Below are 20,095 nucleotides of genomic sequence, written 5' to 3'. Positions count from 1 at the left end.
TCACTCACCCCCGTCCAGGCCGGGCAGCAGCAACGGAGGTGCCTCCTGGGAGGTGCGGGCGGACTTGCCGTCGTCGCTCCACAGGGTGAGCTCGTTGAGGTTGCCGCGGCCCTGCAGGGTGTTCGACGTGGGGTCGTAGGTGTTGATGAAGTTCTGCAGGGCGAGCGGGATGGTGCGCACCGCCTCGGCGAGCGACTTCTGCTGGTTGACCAGCACCTGGCTCGGCCCGCGCAGCCCGTCGACGCTGCGCTTGAGTGCGCCGCGGTTCTCCTTCACGAAGCCCTCGAGCAGCGCCAGCGCCTTGCCCAGCTCGGTGATCGCCGAGGTGAGGTTCTCGCGGTCCTCGGAGAGGTACTGCGCGACCACGGCGAGCTGCTGGTTGGCGCCGGCCACACCCTGGTCGTGGTCGAGCAGGGTCTGGTTGAGGGTGTCGAGGTTCTCGACGGTGGCGAAGAAGTCGTCGTCGACGCCGGAGACCGTCGCCGAGGCCTTAGAGAAGTCGCGCAGCATGGTGTTGATCGATGCCCCCTGGCCGTCGAGGTTCTCGGCGACCGCGTTCAGCAGGTCGGAGAGCGCGCCGTTGCGGTTGGCGCCGTTGGGTCCGAGCGCCTCCCCCACGTCGGCGAGGCTCTTGTAGAGCGCGTCGATCTCGACCGGCACCGCCGTCTTCGTGATCCGGGCGCCGTTCTTCAGCGCCGGGCCGCGGACCCACGGCGTGGTGAGCTGGACGTAGCGGTCGCTGACCAGGGTCGGCGCGACGATCACGGCGCCAGTGCCACGGGCGGCCTTGCGGCCCTCGTCGAGGCGCATCGTGACCCGGACCTTCCCACCCACGGGGTGGACCTTGGTGACCGTGCCGACCGGGACGCCGAGCACCTGGACGTCGGAGCCCGGGTAGAGGCCGACCGCGGAGTCGAAGTCGGCCGTCAGCTCGGTGCCGGGGCGCAGCATCCGCACCCCCACCACGGCCGCGGCGACGAGCAGCACCAGGCCGGCGGCGACCGCCGTCCAGCGCAGGGAACGGGACTTCATGAGCCACCTCCGGGTCGGCAGTCGCGGACCACGTCGTTCTCGAGGACCGGCGCGCCCTGCGCGTCGAACAGGCCGCAGATGTAGGAGTCGAGCCAGCGGCCGTTGCCCATCGCGGCGGTGAGCATCCGGTAGTAGGGACCGAGCACCTCGAGCGCGTCGCCCAGGTGCTTCTGGTTGCGGCGCAGCATCGCGGCGACCTGGTCGAGCTTGTCGAGCGCCGGCTTGAGCTGCTTCTGGTTGTCACGTACGACGCCCGCCAGCTCCCGCCCCAGCGTCACCGTCGACTGCAGCAGCTGCCGGATCGACTCACGCCGGTTGGCCAGCTCGGTGAGCAGCAGGTTGCCGTCGTCGACGAGCTTGCCGATCTCGCCGTTGCGGGCGGCGAGGGTGTCGGTGACGCTCGAGGTCGAGCGGAACAGCCTGGCCAGCTCCTGGTCGCGGCTGGAGATCGTGTGCGAGAGGCGGGTCAGCCCGTCGACCATGCCGCGTACCGACTCCGGCGTGTTCGCGAAGATCTGGGACAGGGTGGTCATGCTCTGCTCGAGCTGGGTGGTGTCGATCTCGCCGATCGTCGAGGACAGGTCGGAGAAGGCCGCGTTGACGTCGTACGGCGTGGTCGTGTGCTCGAGCGGGATCGGCTCGTCGAGCGCCTCGGTGCCGAGGGGGTCGACGGAGAGGTACTTCTGGCCGAGCAGGGTCTTGATCTTCACCGCCGCGGTCGACTCGTCGCCGATCTCGACGCCCTTGGACCGGAAGCTGACCAGGACCTTGTCGCCGACCAGGTCGACGCCGGTCACCTTGCCGACCTTGACCCCGGCCACCCGGACCTCGTCGCCGGCCCGCAGGCCGGCGGCCTCGGCGAGGAAGGCCTGGTGCTCGGTCCCGCCGCCGACGACCGGCAGGTCCTCGGCGTAGAAGGTGGCGAAGAAGGTGGCGACCAGGGCTGCGATGCCGATGACGGCGATCACCACCCGGTTCCGCTCGGCGAACGCGGTCGGGAACCGTCGCTGCGTGCGCGCGGCCATCAGCGGCACCTCCCCGCGACCGGCTGCACGCCGAGGTCGCCGTAGTAGCCCTCGGGCAGGGGGATCCGGCCCTTGATCGAGCAGATGTAGAAGTTGACCCAGGAGCCGTAGCTGGCGATCTTCGCGAGCCGCTGGACCTTCGTCGGCAGCGTCGCGAGCGCCTTGTCGATCACGTCCTCGTTGTTGGCGAGCACCCCCGACAGGTCGCCCAGCGCCTTGATGGAGCGCTTGAGAGGGGCCCGTCCCTCCTGGAGCAGGTCGGCCACGCTCTCGGACAGGTCGCCCATCCCGTCGATGGTCGAGCCGATCGTCTTGCGGTCCGCGGCCAGGCCGCTGACCAGCTGCTGGAGGGTGACCAGCGTGGTGTCGAGCTGTCCGGAGCGCTCCTCGACGACCCCGAGGACCGAGGACAGGTTGGTGATCAGCTGGCCGATCACCTGGTCGCGGTCCGCGAGCGTCGAGGTGAGGCTGGCGGTGCTCTTCAGCAGGCCCTCGACCGTCGGCCCCTCGCCCTGGAAGACGGCGATCACCTGGGCGCTGAGGTTGTTGACGTCGTCGGGGTCGAGCAGCCGGAACAGGGGCTGGAAGCCGTTGAACAGCACGGTGAGGTCGAGCGCCGGCTGCGTCGCGTCGAGCCCGAACACGTGGCCGGGCGCGAGCCGCTTGCCGTTGACGTCGCCCGGTTCGAGGGCGACGTAGCGCTGACCGACGAGGTTGCGGAAGCGCAGCATGGCGCGGGCGCCGGCGCCGAGCGGAGCGTTGTCGGCGACCGTGAAGCGCACCCGGGCGACCCGGTCGCCGCTGACCTCGACGCTCGTGACGGTGCCGACCTTGACGCCGGCCATCCGCACGTCGTCGCCCTTGTTGAGGCTGGTGGCGTCGCTGAACATCGCGACGTACTCGTTGGACGGACCGGCCGCACTGTTGCGGATGGTGCCGGCCAGTGCCAGCGTCGCGAGGACCGTGACCACGGCGAACACGAGGGACTTGGTCAGTGTCGGGATCAACCCGCTGCGGGGACCGCTCTTCCGGGTCATCGGACCTCCACCTCCGCGCCGCGCAGCAGCGGCCCGACCAGCAGGCTGCTCCAGGTCGGGTAGTCGGCCGGGCTGACGCCCGCCTCCGGGGCCATCAGCTCGGCGATCAGCCGGTTCTCGGCGGGCGAGTTCGCCTCGCCCAGCCCGGCGGCCTCGGCGAACACCTTCTGCACGCGGTCGCTCGGCGGCGGCAGGATCTGCGCGGGTGCGCCGTCCGTGCCGCGCGAGGCGACGGGCTTCACGCTGCCGTCCTGGTAGGGACAGCGTGGTGCGCCCTTCGCGAGGTACGTCGGGTCGTCCTTGCCGAGCACGTAGCGCCCCCGGTCGGGCGTCACGTTGAGCACGACGTGGATGCCCGGCTCGTCGGTGCCCTTGCCGAGGGTCTTGTCCATCACCGGGATGAAGGCACGCAGCGACTTGAACAGGCACGGGAACTGCACGGCGTACGGCGCCATCGCCTCCAGGGCCTTCCGGCTCTCCTTCGACAGCGTGATGATCGAGCCGGAGTTGGCCACCATCCAGCCGTTGGTGTCGTCGGCCGCGACGATCACCGAGGCGAACAGCTTGGTCATCGAGGCCCGCTCCTCGACGAGGGTGCGCGAGGTGGTCGTCATCGAGTCGAGTGCGTCGACCAGGTCGGGGGCCGCGTCCGCGTAGGTCTCGGCGACCCGGCCGAACGCAGCGAGGTCGTCGGCCAGCTGCGGGGTGAGCGGGTTGAGCTTCTCGAGGTACTTGCCCCACGCGACGACGGTCTCGCCGATCGTGCCGCCCTGGCCCCGCAGCATCGCCGCGAGCTCGCCGAGGGTCGCGGACAGCTTGTCGGGCTGGATGGCCTGGAGGACGGGCAGCAGCTCGTCGAAGAGCTCCTCGACCTCGACCGCGGCGCTGGACGAGTCCTGCTCGATGGTGTCGCCCGCCTCGAGGGTGGCGCCGCCCTGCCCGGGGCGCACCAGGGCGACGTACCGCTCACCGAAGAGGGTCTTGGGCAGCAACCGTGCCGTGGTGCCGACCGGCAGGTCGCCGAGGACGTCGGGCTCGAGGGCGAGGGTCAGGGTCGCGCCGCCGTCGCGGGGCTCGATGGAGGTGACCTTGCCGACCGGTACGCCGTTGAGCTTCACGTCCGATCCCTTCTGCAGCGCGCTGCCGACGGTGCGGGTGGTCAGGGTGATCTCGCTGCGCTCGACGAACACCTGGTTGTAGGCCAGCCAGGTGCCGGCGGCGACCGCGAGCACCACCACGCCGTAGCCGACGCCGAGGAGCAGGTCGCGGATCCGCGCGGCGCTCATCACCGCGCTCATCCAGCGATCCTCACCGTCGTGGTGGTGCCCCACATCGCCATCGACAGCGCGAGGTCCAGCACGGCGACCACCACGAGGGTGCGACGCACCGAGCGACCCACGGCCATCCCGACGCCGGCCGGGCCACCGCGGGCGAAGAAGCCGAGGCGGCAGTGGATCAGGATGACCAGCACGGCGAAGACCAGCACCTTGCCGAACGACAGCAGGATGTCGACGGGTGGCAAGAAGAGCTGGAAGTAGTGGTCGTAGGTGCCGGCCGACTGCCCGCGGAACTGGACGGTGACCAGCCGGCTCCCGGCGTACGACGTCAGCAGTCCGATCACGTAGAGCGGGATGATCGCGACGAACCCGGCGACCAGCCGCGTGGACACCAGGAAGGGCACGGCGTCGAGCCCGATCACCTTGACGGCGTCGATCTCCTCGCTGATCCGCATCGCGCCGAGCTGCGCGGTGAAGCCCGCGCCGACCGTCGCCGACATGGCGAGGGCCGCGACCAGCGGCGCGATCTCGCGGGTGTTGAAGTAGGCGGAGATGAATCCGCTGAGCGCGGAGGTGCCGATCTGGTCGAGGGCGGAGTAGCCCTGCAGCCCGACCACCGTGCCGACGAAGATGCTGATGCCGGTCATCACGCCGACGGTGCCGCCGATGACGGCGAGCGCACCGGTGCCGAAGCTGACTTCGGACAGCAGGCGCCAGATCTCCTTCGGATAGAGCCGGACCGCCTTCGGGATGCCGGCGATGGCGCGGCCGTAGAAGCGGATGTCGCGCCCCGACTGGACGATCCGGTCGAGGCGGCGGTCCCACCAGGGACGTTTCGCGACGGCGACGGTGCTCATCAGGCTCCCTTCCCGGGCACCAGCTCGAGGTAGAGCGTGGTGACGACGAAGTTGACGAAGAACAGCAGCAGGAAGGTGACGACCACCGACTGGTTGACCGACTCCCCCACGCCCTTCGGGCCGGGGCGGGTGTTGAGTCCGCGGTAGGCGGCGACCACACCGGCGAGGAAGCCGAAGATGACGGCCTTGATCTCGCCGACGACCAGGTCGGGGATCTGGGCCAGGGCGGTGAAGCTGGCGAGGTAGGCACCCGGCGTACCGCCCTGGACCACGACGTTGAAGAAGTAGCCGCCGAGGACGCCGACGACCGAGACCAGGCCGTTGAGGAGGACCGCCGCGATGACACACGCCAGGACCCGGGGTACGACGAGCTGCTGGACCGGGTCGACGCCGATCACCCGCATCGCGTCGATCTCGTCGCGGATGGTCCGCGAGCCGAGGTCCGCACAGATGGCGGCACCTCCGGCTCCGGCGATGACCAGCGTGGTCACGATCGGCGCCGCCTGCTGCACGACGGCGAGCACGGAGGCCGCGCCGGTGAAGGACTGCGCGCCGACCTGGACGGTCAGGGTGCCGAGCTGGAGCGCGATCACCGCACCGAACGGGATCGCGATCAGCATCGCGGGGATCCACGAGACGCTGGTGACGAACCAGAACTGGTCGAGCAGAGCGCGCGCCGAGAAGGGCCGGCGGAAGGTGGACCGGACCGTGTCGAGGCCGAGCGCGAAGAACGCGCCGGTCTGGTCGAGGGCCCGGGTCACCGGGTCCGGACGGACGACGGCAGGGGGTCGGTCTGCCTCCTCGTCGTCGGCGACGTACAGGCTCGCGTCGCCGGTCGCGACCCGGCGGGCGTGTCGCTCCGTCGCGGGCCGCGGCCGGCCGCTGGCAGGCAGCAGCTGGCGGGGCAGCACCTCGATCGCGCGGGCGCCGGCACGCACCATCGTGGGCGCGCCGGCCGGACCGTCGACCGGATAGCCGTAGTCGTCGAGCAGGGGCGCGTTGCTGGAGTGGTCGACCTCCTCGCTCATCCCGATCGGGCCGACCGGGTCGCCGGCCATGAACTGCGACACGACAGGGTGGTCGGTGAGCAGGAACTGCTCGCGCGGTCCGTACATCACCAGCTGGCGGCGGTAGAGCATGCCGAGGTTGTCGGGCAGGGTGCGCGCGAGCTCGATGTTGTGGGTGACCACGAGCATCGTGGCGTCGGTCTGGGCGTTGACGTCGAGCAGCAGCTGGGCGAGGTTCGCCGTACGGACCGGGTCGAGGCCGGAGTCGGGCTCGTCGCACAGGATGATCTCGGGCTCGGTCACCAGCGAGCGGGCCAGGCCGGCGCGCTTGCGCATGCCGCCGGAGATCTCGCCGGGCAGCTTGTGCTCCTGGCCGAGCAGGCCCACCATGTCGAGCTTCGTCATGGCGATCTCGCGCACCTGCGTCTCGTTCATGCGGGTGTGGGCGCGCAGCGGGAAGGCGACGTTGTCGTAGACGCTCATCGAGCCGAACAGCGCGCCGTCCTGGAACAGCACGCCGAACCTCTTGCGCAGCTCGAGGCGGTGCGACTCCTTGGCGGTGACCATGTCGACGCCGTTGACCAGGCAGCGCCCGGCCTCGGGCCGCAACAGGCCCATCAGCGACTTGAGGAACACCGACTTGCCGGTGCCCGAGGGCCCCAGCAGCGCGGTGATCTCACCCGGCGGGAGGGTCAGGGTGACGTCGCTCCAGATGTTCTGGGAACCGAAGCTCTTGGTGAGTCCGGTGACCTCAACGGTGCCGCCCATGGCGGGTCTCCTGCCTGTCGGTGCGCTGCTCGCGGGGAGTCATGGCTGCTCGGGGGTGGTCGTGGTGGTGGGGTCGGTGGATGGGCTCGTCGGCTCGGTTGTCGACTCGGTTGTCGGCTCGGACGTGGGCTCGGACGTCGGCTCGCCGGGCCCGCCGGTCGGCTCGCTGGTCGGGTCGTCCGACGGCTCTCCGCTCGGCGTCGGTGTCTTGCTGGTCGGCGAGGCAGCCGTCGTGGCGAGCGCGTCGCGCGGTTCGGCGAGGAGCCGGGCCTGGGTGCAGGCGCAGTCCTCGGGCAGCAGCGGCAGCGGCGACGGGAGCGGTACGACGGGCACCTGGGCGGACTGCCGCGCGTAGCGGTGCGCGAGGCGCAGCACGGTGCGCACGAAGCCCGGTGCCGGGTGGTAGGCCGCCAGCGAGGCCCGCAGCCCGCGCCGGGTGCTCAGGTCCTGTCCGGCGCACAGGCGCACGGCCGCGGCCAGCGCCGCGTCGTCGATGTCGCGCGGGTCGCGGACCCCGTCGGCGTCGGCGTCCACGGCGACGCTGGTCCAGGTGGTGGGCAGCAGCCGGAACGGGCCGACCGGGGCGTCCCACACAGGATCGCCGTCCAGGACGCCGCCGTCGGTGTCGGTGACCTCGCCGCGCCGGCCGGTGCCGTCGAACGGCCTGCCCACGGCGGGTCCGCGGCCGTGGTCGGACTCGACCCGGCCGATCGCCACCAGCACCGTCCAGTCGAGCCCACAGGCGCCGGCGGCGTCGAGCACCGCCGCCGCCCGCTGGTAGGCGGCGAGCGCCTCGGGCGGGGTGGAGCCGAGCGACCCCGGGAAGTCGCTCGGTTCCCCGACCCGCGGGCGTCGTACCGCGGCCGTGGGGTCCACCGCGACGGCCGGCGCCACGTCGGTGAGGGGTGCAGCCGCCTTCGTCGTGGCGGCCGGCTCGCGGGGCGCGGGCGGCGCGGGATCCGCGGCCATGCGCAGCACCTGCGCCGTACCGCCGGCGATGCCGACGGCCGCCAGCAGCACTCCGAGCACCGCGATGGCGATCCTGCGCCGCCGCGAGCCACGCCGGGACCCTGCGTCCACTGCGCTCCCCTTCCCGAGTGAGTGTCATCACATGGTGGAACCGGTCGCCAGTCAAGGACCGACGCGACGAGAACGCCAGAGCAACGGCGCACCATCTGCGTATGCGGGCCGGATGTTGTCATGCGGGTGACAAGATCCGGCCCCGATCGGCGCCCGCACGGTGCCGACCGCGGGCCCGGTCCCGGCCTCCCGACGGCCACAGCTGTCGGACTCGGAGGCGTTGTCATCCGGGTGACAACGCCGCGTCTCGGCACGGGGTACGACGACAGCGGCCGGCGTGACCCGAGGTCACGCCGGCCGCTGTTGTGGGGGGCTTGTCGGCCCAGTGCTCCTGCTCCGCCCAGCCTCGCTCAGTCCGCAGGGACGGGGATGGCGGGCGGCGGCGGCGGATCGAGCGGGCAGACGACCTTCCCGCTCTGCACCCCGCAGGCCGTCGGATCGTTGCGATCACCGGAATACGAAGCCGCCGGGTCCTGGCGGACGGAGAGCTCGTTGCCAGGTCCCGCGATGGCGGCGGTGAGCAGGCGACTGACGTCGTCGCCGCTGGCCGAGCGGCAGCCCGTGAAGGCCGGAATCGTCAGGTCGCTGGATGCGGGGTGCAAAAGATTGCCACCAGGCACAGCGGCCCGGGACGTGTCCTTGCGCTGGAAGAGACGACCTCCGAGAACCGGGTACCAAGGGTCTGGGGACGTCGAGCTGCCTGCATCCGCTGCCCACAGGTTGATGTCCAGAGGGGCGACGGTGCGACAGCGGTTGCCCACGTCGACCGGCACGCCGTCGATGGCGATCTCGGACACGGTCAGACTCAACCGGCCGCGCACATAGGCCGGATTCTCGGGATTCTTGCGACGCCATTCGGGGTCGCAGGGGATCCGCGCGGCATCGCCGATCGGCCAGATGTCGGCACGGAACGGCTCCAGCTCGCCGTCGATCACCTGGCTCAGCTGCAACGTGGCGCTGACGGGGATCGATCCGAAGGCCACCGTCCTGACCGTGGTCGGCGGCAGAGCACCCACCGGCCGTCCGCCGGGAGAGGGTCCGATGGCGTAGATGTCGTTCACGAGCGCGAGGGCCGTCACCACACATCCAGGAACGTCCGACTGCCACTCAGCAGGAACCGGGCTTGGCCTCGGCCGCGGCAGTCCGGCGTTGGGGTCCCGATAGGGAGGCTTGATCATCAGCCAGCCGAGCAGGTTGGGCAGCCTGATGATGAGTTTGCTGCGCTCGATGAGCGTGTTCTGGCTGGCACCGACCGGTCCGCTTCCTCCCGCACCGTCCTGAGGACTCCCGACGGGCGGCAGCTCGTGACCTGAACCCACCCCGCCGTCGTCCGAGTAGGCGCCGGGGGTGCCGACGAAGGCCATGAGACAAATCCACGCGACCAGGATCGGGATCCGACGCGCCTTCCAGTGGTGCGAAATCGAGTGGCTCATCGGAGATCGGCTCCTCGCTCGAGGGACGTAGGGGTCAATGTCAGCGCCTGCGCGGCTCGCCCACAGGTCGTGTGGGCAAGCCGCGCGAGTACGGAACATCCAGTCACGCCAACCTAGGCCGGGTAGCGACCGTTGGACAGCTGCAGTGCGATGGTGTTGTTGCTGCCGGGCACCATCGCGTTGATGGCGAGTGAGCCGACACCCGGGATGAAGAAGGCGCTGCACCCAGTGAAGTCGCCGATCGTGTAGGTGCCGGCCACCGGGCCGCCGCTGAACACGTTGAACGTCTGGCCGTCGGGCGTCTTGACCGTGATGTCGACGGGAGCCGCGGTCCGGCAGTTGTCCCCGACGAACATTGGCGTCCAGATGCCGAAGATCAGCGCCTTCACGTTGCTCAGCCGGATCGTGTAGTGCACGTTCGCGGTGACCGCGTTGCTCCGCGGCACCGTGCCGGGGCGCAGGGTCCCGGTGATCGGTCCGACCTGGACCAACGAGACGGTCGCACGGATCGGGATGAAGCCGAGGGCGTTGAACTGGACCTGCTGGCTCGGGATCGGCAACGTGCCGTCGATGATGTTCGAGGTCGGGATGTCCAGGGTCTCGGTGAGCACGGTCGGGCCGATCGGCAGCGAGGAGCCGATACTGCCGATCGTGGAGGTACCCTGCGCGTCGTAGAGGGTGGTCAGGGTGGTGCCGGTGTCCTCGGCGTGAGCGGTCGGCGCAGGGGCGGCGAGCATGCTCAGACCGAGCAGCACGGTCAGTGCGGAGGCCGCGCGGGCCAAGGAGGTGTGCTTTCTCATCTCTTGCTCCGTGTTCTCATCGGTCCGGTGAGCAGCGAGGACCGGCCCGGCGTGGGCCGGCCCTCGCGCACTCGAGGAGGGGTCAGCTGATGCTGGGGGCCGGAGTGAGCTGGACGATGCCCGAGCCCGTGGCCGGGTCGTCCTCGTAGATGCCGACCACGTTGCACAGCGGGCTGGGGGCGCTCGGGTTGGAGCTCGTGACGTTCTTGAGCACCAGTCCCTCGTAGCTCGCGTCGATCGTCAACCGGCCGGTGGTGCCGTCGTAGGCGCCCTTGAGGGTGCCGATCGCGTCGGCCTGGCAGGTCTCGCCACCCGCCTCACCGTAGAGGTGGACCTGGACGCCGGACAGGTAGCCCGTGCCACCGTTGCCGGACTTGGACGACAGCCCCAGCTTCCAGGTGCCGGACGGGGTCAGCGTGACCGGTCCGACCACCGCGTTGGTGCAGCCGGACAGATCGCCGGACACCGGGGTGACCTGTCCCGCGGCATCGGTGACGGTCACCGGATCGGGTGAGGTGGGGGTGAAGGCGTGCCCGCCCGGGTTGACCGAGCCGTCGGCGCTGAGCGTGGTACAGGTCATGCTGGGGTTGCCCGGCGTGCCGAACGGCCCGAGGTAGGTGTCCTCGAAGACCAGGTTGCCCACGTTGGTCGCAGTGACGGCGTTGGTGCCGCCGCCGGAGGTGACGGTGTAGTCGACGAGGGCGGAGGCCGGGCCGACCGGGATGGCCAGGACGGCGGCGGCGCTGGCGGCCACGACGGCGAGGCCGTTGAGGGAACTCTTGAGTCGCATGGGGATGATCTCCATTTCTCTGTTTCCTGGGTGTTGCGGGGGGGTGTTGCGGGGTGTTGCGGGGGTTGGATCAGCACTCCGGGGAGTGCGCACTGGAACCGTGCGAGCCTGCGGCTGTCACGGTCAACGGGTCGGGCGCATCGGGGCCCGAAGTCCGGACACACGTCCGGTGAACCAGGGGATCGAGGCCGTGTCCTAGGCCGTCAGCGACGCTCCGCACGAGCGGCCACCTCCTCGCGCCACCGCGGCACGGCGGCGTGCAGAGCGAGCACGATCGCCGCATGGGCGACCGGCTCCTCGATCGCCGCTCCCAGCAGTTCGCGGCCGATGCGGAGCCGGTCGTGGGCGGTCTGGCGCGCGATGTGGTGCACGGACGCCACGTCGGCGAGAGAACCGCGGGTCTCCAGCCAGGTCAGCAGCACCTCCGCGACCTCGACGCGGCGCACGGGCTTGAGCGCCTGCAGCTGGGCGAGGTACTTGTCGACCAGGAGCTCGGTGAGCGCGGGGCGCCCGGCGACGACCAGCTCCGCGGCGACGTCGGCGCACGACGTGACGGCACGGTCGCTGAGGATCACCCCGGCCCGGATCGCGGCGGCCGCCTGGCGTGCGAGCTGGATCGACTCGGCGAGGTCGGCTGCCGGCCGGGCGGGGCCGGTGACCACCCGCTCCCCCGGCTCGAGCCCGGGGAGCCGGCCGTCCGGGACGAGTAGGGCGCCGCCGGCCGGGTCGACGAGGACGTCGGGACGCTCGCCGGGCGGGAGGGCCGCCGTACCGGACACCCAGACGACGGGAAGGTACGGCGTCGCCGGGTCGATGCCGGCCAGGACGAGCAGCTCCGCGGGCACCGCGGCGGAGGCGAAGACCGCGCGCGCGACCATGTCGCGCCGTGCGTCCGGGGCCAGCGCCATCATCGTGCGGACCTGCCGGTGCCCGGCCAGCGCGGCGCGGTGCAGCTGGTCGAGGAAGCGCTCCAGTCCGCCGCGCAGGGCCTCACGCTCCTCGCGCGGATGGACCCGGGCGATCACCTGGTCGGCGCGGCGGGTGCGGTCCTCGACGACCTGGCGCAGGTCCCGGCTGAGCCGCTCCGCGCTGTGGCCGCGGACCGCGGCCCGGCGGCCGATCTGCATGAGGGTCGGCCCGACCTGCCTGACGGCGTCCTCGAACCGCCCCTCGGCGCCGACGAACGCCCGGGTCGCGATCATCACCGAGTGGGCGACCGCAGGAGGGAGTGGACGATCCGGCGTGTCCAGGTCGTGGCACAGCACGGCCACCAGGGCGTCGCCGTCGGCGACACCCCCCCACTGGCGGATCGCGCTCCCGATCACGTCCGCTCCCTCCTGCGGCATCCGGGGGTGGGCCGCGGTACGAGCCAGCCACAGCCCGCTCGACGGCGGCAAGGGTCGATCGGTCCTCCTGCCTCGCCGGGCCTTTTCCTTGTCAGGCGGGTGACAACGGTCACAGCTGGACCGGCCCGGTCCTGCCACCCTTCCCCCAGCGGTACGACGCCCGCGGCCACAGCAGCCCGAGACTTGTCACGCGGGTGACAAATTCCCCCGTGCGCCGGCGGGCGGAGGTATGTTCCACGACACACCGGTGGGGCCGGTGGGGAGGGACACGACATGCACGCGAACAACTCGGGTCGCGCGTCGGCGACGACCGCGGGCTGGTGAGCCGCAAGGAGCGGGAGTCCGGCGATGAGGCAGGGCGGGAGTCGATGAGGGCGGCGCCCCCGCGGGCCGCGCTGCCCGGCTCGGCCCAGTGGATGATCAGCAGCCTGGAGGGGCGGGTCCGCGAGGTCGCCGAGCAGGTGACCGACCAGGTGCGCTCCGGCGTACCCGGCCTCGCGGACCCCGCCGACGCGCGCCTGCTCGACCTCGTCTTCACCGCGGTGCACAACGCGATGCGGGTCTTCGTCGACGAGTCGCTCGGCCGCGAGGTGTCCTACCTGCCGGTCGAGGACATGTTCCGCAAGGTCGGCTACCGGGTCGCCCTGCGCGGGCGCGACCTCGACACGATCGACCAGGGCATGGCCATCGCGGTCGGGGTGATCTCCGACGAGCTGCGGGTCAGTGCCGCCGAGAACGAGCTGTCGGCCGGCGCCCTCAACGCCATCAACGACGCGATCACCACGTTCGTCGGCCAGCTCACCGAGCAGATCGCGGTGGGCTACCGCGCAGGCGCCCAGGCCCGCAGCACCGACAGCGGGCTGGCCCGCGCCCGGCTGCTGACCGCGCTGCTCGCCGGCACCGACGAGGACGAGGTGGAGACCCAGGCCGCGATCGCCGGCTGGGAGCTGCCCGACCAGGTCACCGTGATCGCCGTCGAGGCCGGCGACCAGGCCGTGCGCGGCGATGCCCTCGGCCCGAAGGCGCTCACCCGCACCGGGCGCACCCCCCAGCCCGTGGTGTGCGCGACCGCCGACGCTGAGGAGGTGGTCGCCGCGATCCGCCGCAGTGCACCCCAGGCGCGGGCGTCGGTGTGCTGGCCGGTCCCCCGCGGCGACGCGAGCGCCGCGTGGACCTGGGCGACCCGCGCCCTGTCCCTGGTCGAGGCCCGGGTGATCCCGGCGCGGCCGGTCATCGAGTGCGTCCGGTTCCGCACCGAGATCTGGCTGCACGCCGAGCCGGTGCTGCGTCGCCAGCTCGCCCAGGAGCTGCTGCAGCCGCTGTTCAACGAGACCGAGAACTCCCGCGAGATCCTCTCCGAGACCCTGCTCGTCTGGCTCGAGACCCGCGACAGCGCGCCCGCGATCGCAGCCCGCCTGGGCGTCCACCCGCAGACGGTGCGCTACCGCTGGAAGCGGATCAACGAGCTGTTCGGCGACTCGCTGCACGACCCCGACTACGTCGTCCAGCTGACCTTGCTGCTCAAGGCCAGCGTCCCGCTGTGGGTCGCCGGCGACCAGAGCGACTTCCGGCGGTTCCGGGAGCAGGAGGAGACCGGATGACCCCAGCCCTGGTCGCCTGCGTGCTCCTCGCAGCGCTGCCGGCGGTGTTCGCCTACGCCGTACCCGTGGCCCGGTGGGTGGCTCGTGCGCGCGGTCGTGCGGCGGGCGTCTTCCTCGACGACCGCACGGCCCTGGCCGTCGGTCCGCGCGTCGACACGGTGCTCCTCGACCGCTGGGGCACGGTCACGACCGGCCAGCTGCGGGTCGTGGCGGTCGACCCCGTCGAGCCCGACCACGAGCGCAACCTGCGCTGGTTCGCCGGCGCCCTCGGCCACGCCGCCGAGGACCCGGTGAGCCAGGCCATCGCCCGGCTCTCCTCGCGCGGCAAGCTCAGCCAGGTCGAGCAGCACGGCAGTCGCGGCATCAGCGGCTCCGTCGACCGGCACCCGGTCCGCCTGGGCCGCCCCGACTGGTTGGGCATGGCGGCCCGCGACGACGCCGGGGTCACCCTCGGCGTGCAGGTCGACTCCCGCCCGATCGGCTACATCACCGTCGCCGACGACGTGCGCCCCCACGCCCACGAGGACGTCGCCCGGCTGCGCGCCGACGGCGTCGAGCCGGTCCTGGTCTCCGAGGACTCCGAGCGCAACACCCGCGGCCTGGCCGAGGCCTGCGGCATCGCGCAGTGGTACGCCGACCGCCCGGCCGACACCCGCGGCGCGCTGGTCGACGAGCGGCGCCGGACCGGGCACGTCGTCGCGGTCGCCGGACCGTCGGCGGACCGGGAGGCCGACCTGCTGCTGACCGACGCCGCCGACTCCACCCGCGGGATCCGGCTCGCCGACCTCGACGTCGGGCGGGTCGCGACCGCGCTCGCCCTCACGCGCAGCGCCGCGCGCGCGGCGACCCGCTCACGTCGTACCGGCCTCGGGGTGGGGCTCCTCGGAGTGGTGCTGGCAGCGACCGGCGTGCTGGCGGTGCCGCTGGCGATCGGCTGGGCGGTCCTCGGCTGCGGGCTCGTCACCGCGACGGCGGTGGGTCGCGCCGCGACCTGACGCAGGGTCCCGACCGGCCAGGGGCCGGATCACGCGTCCTGCAGCAGGCCCTCGCGCTGGGCGGCGGCCACGACCCGCCGTACGTTCTCGACCGAGCCGCAGCCCTCGTCGATCAGCGCGTTGCGGCGCCGGGCCCACTTGCTGCCGAGGTCCCAGCGGACCTTGGTCGAGATCTCGGTTCGCGCCGGCTCGAGGATGCTCAGCTCCTCCTCGGCGATGTGGTGGGCGACGAGGTTGCTCAGCTCCTCGACGGCGTCGGAGAAGGCCTGGGTGTCGGTGCCCCTGAGCTCGAGCAGCACCAAGAGGGCGTCGTTGCCCTCTGCGTGCTCCTCGCGGCCGTGCTCGACGTCGTGCACGTCGACGTCGGAGGCCGCCTTGCGCAGCACCGGGTAGACGATCTCCTCCTCCGCCTCCCCGTGCGCGACGAGGACGTCGGCGAAGGCGCGCCGGACGGCGTCGCGGTCGACGGTGCCGAGGCGCATCTGCGAGAGCAGCTGCTCGAAGCGTCGGTGGTCGTCGCTGATCAGGTCGATGACGTCGCCCGACGCGGGGCGGCCCAGGTCGATTCCGGAGGTCATGGCGCGGGCGGTACCCGCAGCCCCTCGAGGTATCCGTGCACCAGCGACACCGCCGACGCACCCTCGCCGCTCGCCGAGGCGACCCGCTTCATCGAGCCCGAGCGGATGTCACCGGCGGCGAAGATGCCGGGCACGCAGGTGCCGAGGTTCTCGGGCGGCAGGCCGTCGATCCAGCACTCGGTGGGGACGTCGCGGCCGGTCAGCACGAAGCCGTGCTGGTCGCGCTGCACGTCGGCCGGCAGCCAGTCGCAGTGGGGCGCGGCACCGATGAGGAGGAACAGTCCGCCGGCGGTGACGCGCTCCTCCTCGCGGGTGCGGACATCGCACAGCTGCAGCCAACCGAGCTGACCGCTGTCGTCGGCGCCACCGTCGATGATCTCGGTGCAGGGACGTACGTCGATGCGCGGGTTCCACGCGATCTCGTCGATGAGGTACTTCGACATCGTCGCGGCCAGGTCCTCGCGCCGGATCAGGATGGTCACCGACCGCGCGAACCGGGAGAGGTGGACGGCCGCCTGGCCGGCGGAGTTGCCGCCGCCGACGACGTACACGTCGCGGTCCTCCATCTCGCGGGCCGCGGTCATCGCGGCGCCGTAGTTGACGCCGGCACCGACGAGGTCCTCGAGCGGGGCGATGCCGAGGCGGCGGTAGGCGACGCCGGCCGCGACCAGCACCGAGCGGGCGCGGACGTCGCCGCCGTCGGTGACCAGTGTGTGCGGCTCGCCGTCGACGCCGGGCACCAGGTCGAGGACCGGCCAGCCGGTGAAGAAGCGGGCGCCGAAGCGGATCGCCTGGGTCCGGGCCCGCTGGCCGAGGCGCTGCCCGGAGATCCCGCGCGGGAAGCCCAGGTAGTTGCGGATCATCGAGCTGGTGCCGGCCTGGCCGCCGATCACCTCGGACTCGATCACGACGGTCGACAGGCCCTCGGAGGCGCCGTACACCGCGGCGGCGAGACCGGCCGGGCCGGCGCCGACGACGGCGAGGTCGACCACCGTGTCGACCTCGATGTCGGAGGGACGGCCGTAGATCATCGCGCCGAGCTCGCGGGTCGAGGTCGGCATCAGCACCGGGCGGTCGGCGAAGACGCCGGAGGTCATGTGCACGAGCGGGTACGCCGGCGCCGCGTCGAGCCGCGCGAGCGCCTCCTGTCCCTGCGGGCTGTCGGGGAGGTAGCTGCGGTGCGGCATGCCCTGCCGGTCGAGGAAGTCGCGGATCGCCAGAGCCAGCGGGAGTCCCTCGGGCGTGATGATCCGGACCGAGTCGACCTCGGAGGTGGCGACGGTCGCGCCCCAGTCGCTGAGCATCTCGGTGACCGCGTAGTGGAACTCCTCGTCGCGCCGGCCCTGGGGCAGCACGAGGTAGGTGTCGAACTTGCCCTTCTGCAGGTAGGGCCGCAGCGCCGTGGTCTCCTCGGCGAACCTGCTGATCGGGATCACGACCAGGCGCCGCGCGGTCGGCACGAGCGCGCGCCAGTCGTGCATCGCCATCAGCATCTGCTCGTCGGGCAGCCGCGACTCGGTGACGATGAGCGCGACCGGCTGCCCGGAGCGGCGGGCCTCCTTGAGCACGGCGTTCGCCGCGGCGGCGCTGGTGACGGGACGGACGTCGTACTCACGCTCGTAGCGGTGGAACTGCTCGGACAGGACGTCGAGGTGGTCGCCGGAGACCAGCAGGATGACGGGCGAGGCGGCGGGCTCGGGGGCCGGTGCGTTCACGAGCACGAGTCTGACAGCGCAGACCTCGTGGATCGACCCACTTCTGCCGGACCTCGGCCCTACGGTGGCGCCGTGACGCGGTGGTGGGTGCTGGTGGCGGGCCTGCTGCTCGCTGCCTGCGCGACGACGACCGCGGCCCCCGCGCCGACGCCGGCGTCCCGCGCCCCGGGACCGGGCGCGGTGCCGGCCGACGCCGCACTCGCCCTCGCCGCCCTGGCCGTCACCGACCGGCCGCGCCCGCCGAAGGACTACCACCGCGACGCCTTCGGCAGCCCGTGGTCCGACGTCGACCACAACGGCTGCAACCAGCGCGACGACGTGCTGCTCCGCGACGCCGAGCCCGGGACGGTGCGCACCGCCCGGCAGGGCAGGTGCGACCACGACGTGCTGGCCGGCACCTGGCGCGATCCCTACACCGGCAAGGCGCTGGTCCTCGACGACCTCAAGGACCTCCACCAGGCGCAGGCGGTCCAGATCGACCACGTCGTCCCGCTCGCCGAGGCCTGGGTGTCGGGGGCTGCCGGTTGGGACGACGAGCGGCGGGCGGCGTACGCCAACGACCTCGACGGGCTGCTCGCGGTCGACGGCCCGGCCAATGCGGCCAAGGGTGCCGACGACCCGGCGGCCTGGCGCCCGCGCAAGGGCTTCCAGTGCGCCTACGCCCGGCGCTGGATCGCGGTGAAGGCCCGGTGGGGCCTCACCGTCGACCCGAGCGAAGTGGCGGCACTGGAGGACATGCTCGGCCACTGCTGACCCAGCAGGTCAGATCACCAGGTTGAGGGCCATCACGAACACCAGGCCGCAGACCGAGAGCAGCGTCTCCATGGCCGACCAGGTCTTGAGGGTCTGCCCGACGCTCATCCCGAAGTACTCCTTGACCAGCCAGAACCCGGCGTCGTTGACGTGAGAGAAGAACACCGAGCCGGCGCCGATCGCGAGCACCATCAGCGACACCTCGCCGTTGGAGAGCTGGGCGGTCAGCGGGGCGAGCAGGCCGGACGCGGTGACCGTGGCGACGGTGGCGGAGCCGGTGGCGAGGCGGATCAGGACCGCGACGAACCAGGCGAGCACGAGCACGGAGATGTTGGAGTCGGCGACCCGCTCGGCGACGATCGTGCCGATGCCGGTGTCGACCAGGGACTGCTTGAAGCCGCCGCCGGCGGCGACGATGAGCAGGATGCCGGCCACGCCGGGCAGCGAGGACTCGAGCGACTTCGAGACGCCGTCGCGGCCCATTCGGCCGCCGAGCGTGAACATCGCGACGACCACGGCGATGCCCAGCGCGATGAGCGGGGTGCCCAGCACGTCGAGGGTGCGGCGCAGCGGGTCGGTCGCGTCGTCGATGAAGATGTCCGCCAGCGCCTTGCCCATCATCAGCACGACGGGCAGCAGCACCGAGGCGATGGTGATGGCGAAGGACGGCCGGGTGGCGTACTCCTCGTCGGCCTTCCCCTCGAAGCGGTGCGGGACCGGTACGTCGACGTAGCGGCCGACGAGGCCGAAGACCGGCCCGGCGATGATCACCGTCGGGATCGCGACCGCGACGCCGAGGGCGAGGGTGGTGCCGAGGTCGGCGTGCAGGTAGTCGATGGCGGTGAGCGGGCCGGGGTGCGGCGGCACCAGTCCGTGCATGGCGGAGAGGCCGGCGAGCGCCGGGATGCCGATGGTGACCAGGGACTGCCCGGAGCGGCGCGCGACGAGGTAGATGACCGGCATCAGCAGCACCAGGCCGATCTCGAAGAACATCGGCAGGCCGATGATCGCGCCGACCACGGCCATCGCCCACGGCAGTGCGCGCGGCGAGGAGCGGCCGATGATCGTGTCGACGATCTGGTCGGCGCCGCCGCTGTCGGCGAGCAGCTTCCCGAACATCGCGCCGAGCGCGATCAGGATGCCGACACCGGCGGCCGTCGCACCGAATCCCGTGGTGTAGCTGGCGATCGCGGTCTCGACGTCGACGCCGGCGACCACGCCGACGGTCAGCGCACCGCCGGTGAGGGCGAGGAACGGGTGCACCTTCGCGGCGATGATGAGGACGACGATGACGCCGATGCCGAGCAGGGCGGCGAGGACCAGGCGGCCCTCGGAGGCGACCGGTTCGACGAGGTCGGTGCCGGCGGCGGCGATGAGCGGGACGGACATGCGGGACTCCTCAGGCCTGGCTGTCGGGCGTGCTGTCGGGCGTGCTGCCGGACGTGCTGTCGGGGGTGCCGTCGGCCCGGCCGGACCGGACGACGTACTCGTGGACGATGGCGTCGACCGACTGGTCGACGTCGATGACGAGGCCGGCCTCGTCGGGACCCAGCGGCTCGAGCGTGTCGAACTGCGAGTCCAGCAACGAGGCCGGCATGAAGTGGCCAGGACGACTGGCCTGGCGCCGCGCGATGACCTCGCGGGTGCCGTGCAGGTGGACGAAGGTGACCCGCGGGGCGTGGGCGCGCAGCCGGTCGCGGTAGGCCACCTTGAGTGCCGAGCAGCTGATCACGCCGCCCCGGTCGTCGTGCTCGTCGAGCCACCGGCCGATGGCCTCGAGCCACGGGATCCGGTCGTCGTCGTCGAGCGGGACGCCGGCGGTCATCTTGGCGATGTTGGCGGGCGGGTGGAAGTCGTCGGCGTCGCCGAACGGGACGCCGAGCCGTTGCGCGATGGCCGCGCCCACGGTCGACTTGCCCGAGCCGGAGACCCCCATGACGACGAGGAGTGCGGTCGGCCTACCGTCGGTGCGGGTGCTGCTCATGGGAACCTCCCGGTGAT

18 protein-coding genes and 1 pseudogene are annotated in these 20,095 nt (G+C 72.0%); 3 read left to right on the top strand and 16 right to left on the bottom strand.

All coding sequences use genetic code 11. The features are described 5' to 3' along the window. From FBY23_RS07300 to FBY23_RS07250, 12 genes and pseudogenes are all read right to left on the bottom strand, one after another. Positions 1–1,032, bottom strand: a complete 1,032-nt coding sequence (locus FBY23_RS07300; protein WP_141797542.1) for an MCE family protein — start codon at positions 1,030–1,032, stop codon at positions 1–3. Further along, positions 1,029–2,057: an MCE family protein gene (locus FBY23_RS07295; protein WP_141797541.1), complete on the bottom strand. Its 1,029-nt coding sequence runs from the start codon at positions 2,055–2,057 to the stop codon at positions 1,029–1,031. The genes FBY23_RS07300 and FBY23_RS07295 overlap by 4 nt, the downstream gene beginning before the upstream one ends. Continuing rightward, positions 2,057–3,094 (bottom strand): MCE family protein, encoded by a 1,038-nt coding sequence (locus tag FBY23_RS07290; RefSeq protein WP_141797540.1) that lies wholly within the window; start codon positions 3,092–3,094, stop codon positions 2,057–2,059. The genes FBY23_RS07295 and FBY23_RS07290 overlap by 1 nt, the downstream gene beginning before the upstream one ends. Beyond that, complete coding sequence (locus FBY23_RS07285; RefSeq protein ID WP_141797539.1) at positions 3,091–4,392, bottom strand: MCE family protein; 1,302 nt, start codon at positions 4,390–4,392, stop codon at positions 3,091–3,093. Before FBY23_RS07285 ends, FBY23_RS07290 begins: the two co-directional genes overlap by 4 nt. Then, entirely contained in the window at positions 4,389–5,228 is an 840-nt protein-coding gene (locus tag FBY23_RS07280; RefSeq protein ID WP_141797538.1) for an ABC transporter permease, read from the bottom strand. The genes FBY23_RS07285 and FBY23_RS07280 overlap by 4 nt, the downstream gene beginning before the upstream one ends. Further along, positions 5,228–5,989 carry an ABC transporter permease gene (locus tag FBY23_RS26400; RefSeq protein ID WP_260806568.1) on the bottom strand — a complete coding sequence of 254 codons (762 nt, stop codon included), beginning with the start codon at positions 5,987–5,989 and terminating at the stop codon, positions 5,228–5,230. The genes FBY23_RS07280 and FBY23_RS26400 overlap by 1 nt, the downstream gene beginning before the upstream one ends. Before the next feature lie 522 nt (positions 5,990–6,511). Further along, positions 6,512–7,003 (bottom strand): annotated as a pseudogene (locus FBY23_RS26825) (ABC transporter ATP-binding protein); the annotation flags it as partial. 39 nt (positions 7,004–7,042) lie between these two features. Further along, positions 7,043–8,083: a lytic transglycosylase domain-containing protein gene (locus FBY23_RS07270; RefSeq protein WP_141797536.1), complete on the bottom strand. Its 1,041-nt coding sequence runs from the start codon at positions 8,081–8,083 to the stop codon at positions 7,043–7,045. 350 nt (positions 8,084–8,433) lie between these two features. Then, positions 8,434–9,516, bottom strand: a complete 1,083-nt coding sequence (locus tag FBY23_RS07265) for a hypothetical protein (RefSeq protein WP_141797535.1) — start codon at positions 9,514–9,516, stop codon at positions 8,434–8,436. A gap of 113 nt (positions 9,517–9,629) precedes the next feature. After that, positions 9,630–10,316 (bottom strand): hypothetical protein, encoded by a 687-nt coding sequence (locus FBY23_RS07260; RefSeq protein WP_141797534.1) that lies wholly within the window; start codon positions 10,314–10,316, stop codon positions 9,630–9,632. 82 nt (positions 10,317–10,398) lie between these two features. Next, positions 10,399–11,121: a hypothetical protein gene (locus tag FBY23_RS07255; RefSeq protein ID WP_141797533.1), complete on the bottom strand. Its 723-nt coding sequence runs from the start codon at positions 11,119–11,121 to the stop codon at positions 10,399–10,401. Positions 11,122–11,309: 188 nt separating this feature from the next. Next, positions 11,310–12,431 carry a helix-turn-helix domain-containing protein gene (locus FBY23_RS07250; protein ID WP_160158186.1) on the bottom strand — a complete coding sequence of 374 codons (1,122 nt, stop codon included), beginning with the start codon at positions 12,429–12,431 and terminating at the stop codon, positions 11,310–11,312. 341 nt (positions 12,432–12,772) lie between these two features. Between FBY23_RS07250 and FBY23_RS07245 the strand changes: the two genes are divergently transcribed. Both FBY23_RS07245 and FBY23_RS07240 read left to right on the top strand, forming a co-directional pair. After that, on the top strand, positions 12,773–14,053 hold the full coding sequence (locus FBY23_RS07245) for a helix-turn-helix domain-containing protein (RefSeq protein ID WP_141797531.1): 1,281 nt from the start codon (positions 12,773–12,775) through the stop codon (positions 14,051–14,053). Beyond that, on the top strand, positions 14,050–15,048 hold the full coding sequence (locus tag FBY23_RS07240; protein ID WP_141797530.1) for an HAD family hydrolase: 999 nt from the start codon (positions 14,050–14,052) through the stop codon (positions 15,046–15,048). Before FBY23_RS07245 ends, FBY23_RS07240 begins: the two co-directional genes overlap by 4 nt. A 29-nt stretch (positions 15,049–15,077) precedes the next feature. On the opposite strand, the gene FBY23_RS07235 is transcribed toward FBY23_RS07240, so the two are convergent. After that, positions 15,078–15,626, bottom strand: coding sequence for a hemerythrin domain-containing protein (locus FBY23_RS07235; protein ID WP_141797529.1), 549 nt, complete (start codon positions 15,624–15,626; stop codon positions 15,078–15,080). Further along, positions 15,623–17,341, bottom strand: coding sequence for an FAD-dependent oxidoreductase (locus FBY23_RS07230; protein WP_222117765.1), 1,719 nt, complete (start codon positions 17,339–17,341; stop codon positions 15,623–15,625). The genes FBY23_RS07235 and FBY23_RS07230 overlap by 4 nt, the downstream gene beginning before the upstream one ends. Before the next feature lie 72 nt (positions 17,342–17,413). Here FBY23_RS07230 and FBY23_RS07225 point away from each other — a divergent pair, with 72 nt between their 5' ends. After that, positions 17,414–18,094 (top strand): HNH endonuclease family protein, encoded by a 681-nt coding sequence (locus FBY23_RS07225; RefSeq protein WP_160158185.1) that lies wholly within the window; start codon positions 17,414–17,416, stop codon positions 18,092–18,094. A gap of 9 nt (positions 18,095–18,103) precedes the next feature. Here FBY23_RS07225 and FBY23_RS07220 read toward each other — a convergent pair whose 3' ends face one another. Then, a complete protein-coding gene (locus FBY23_RS07220; protein ID WP_141797527.1) occupies positions 18,104–19,483 on the bottom strand; it encodes a GntP family permease in 1,380 nt (459 codons plus the stop codon). A 10-nt stretch (positions 19,484–19,493) separates the two neighbouring features. Further along, positions 19,494–20,078, bottom strand: a complete 585-nt coding sequence (locus tag FBY23_RS07215) for a gluconokinase (RefSeq protein ID WP_260805805.1) — start codon at positions 20,076–20,078, stop codon at positions 19,494–19,496. Between the last annotated feature and the right edge of the window lie 17 nt (positions 20,079–20,095).

Source organism: Nocardioides sp. SLBN-35 (assembly GCF_006715725.1).
Classification (GTDB): Bacteria; Actinomycetota; Actinomycetes; order Propionibacteriales; family Nocardioidaceae; genus Nocardioides.
The sequence above is the reverse complement of the archived record's forward strand: the minus strand, read 5'-3'. Positions and strand labels throughout refer to the sequence as shown.

Excerpts from the sequence above, each read along its gene's own strand:
- FBY23_RS07300 (WP_141797542.1), bottom strand. The coding sequence starts at position 1,032 with ATGAAGTCCCGTTCCCTGCGCTGGACGGCGGTCGCCGCCGGCCTGGTG.
- FBY23_RS07295 (WP_141797541.1), bottom strand. The coding sequence starts at position 2,057 with ATGGCCGCGCGCACGCAGCGACGGTTCCCGACCGCGTTCGCCGAGCGG.
- FBY23_RS07290 (WP_141797540.1), bottom strand. The coding sequence starts at position 3,094 with ATGACCCGGAAGAGCGGTCCCCGCAGCGGGTTGATCCCGACACTGACC.
- FBY23_RS07285 (WP_141797539.1), bottom strand. The coding sequence starts at position 4,392 with ATGAGCGCGGTGATGAGCGCCGCGCGGATCCGCGACCTGCTCCTCGGC.
- FBY23_RS07280 (WP_141797538.1), bottom strand. The coding sequence starts at position 5,228 with ATGAGCACCGTCGCCGTCGCGAAACGTCCCTGGTGGGACCGCCGCCTC.
- FBY23_RS07265 (WP_141797535.1), bottom strand. The coding sequence starts at position 9,516 with ATGAGCCACTCGATTTCGCACCACTGGAAGGCGCGTCGGATCCCGATC.
- FBY23_RS07260 (WP_141797534.1), bottom strand. The coding sequence starts at position 10,316 with ATGAGAAAGCACACCTCCTTGGCCCGCGCGGCCTCCGCACTGACCGTG.
- FBY23_RS07255 (WP_141797533.1), bottom strand. The coding sequence starts at position 11,121 with ATGGAGATCATCCCCATGCGACTCAAGAGTTCCCTCAACGGCCTCGCC.
- FBY23_RS07240 (WP_141797530.1), top strand. The coding sequence starts at position 14,050 with ATGACCCCAGCCCTGGTCGCCTGCGTGCTCCTCGCAGCGCTGCCGGCG.
- FBY23_RS07235 (WP_141797529.1), bottom strand. The coding sequence starts at position 15,626 with ATGACCTCCGGAATCGACCTGGGCCGCCCCGCGTCGGGCGACGTCATC.
- FBY23_RS07220 (WP_141797527.1), bottom strand. The coding sequence starts at position 19,483 with ATGTCCGTCCCGCTCATCGCCGCCGCCGGCACCGACCTCGTCGAACCG.
- FBY23_RS07215 (WP_260805805.1), bottom strand. The coding sequence starts at position 20,078 with ATGAGCAGCACCCGCACCGACGGTAGGCCGACCGCACTCCTCGTCGTC.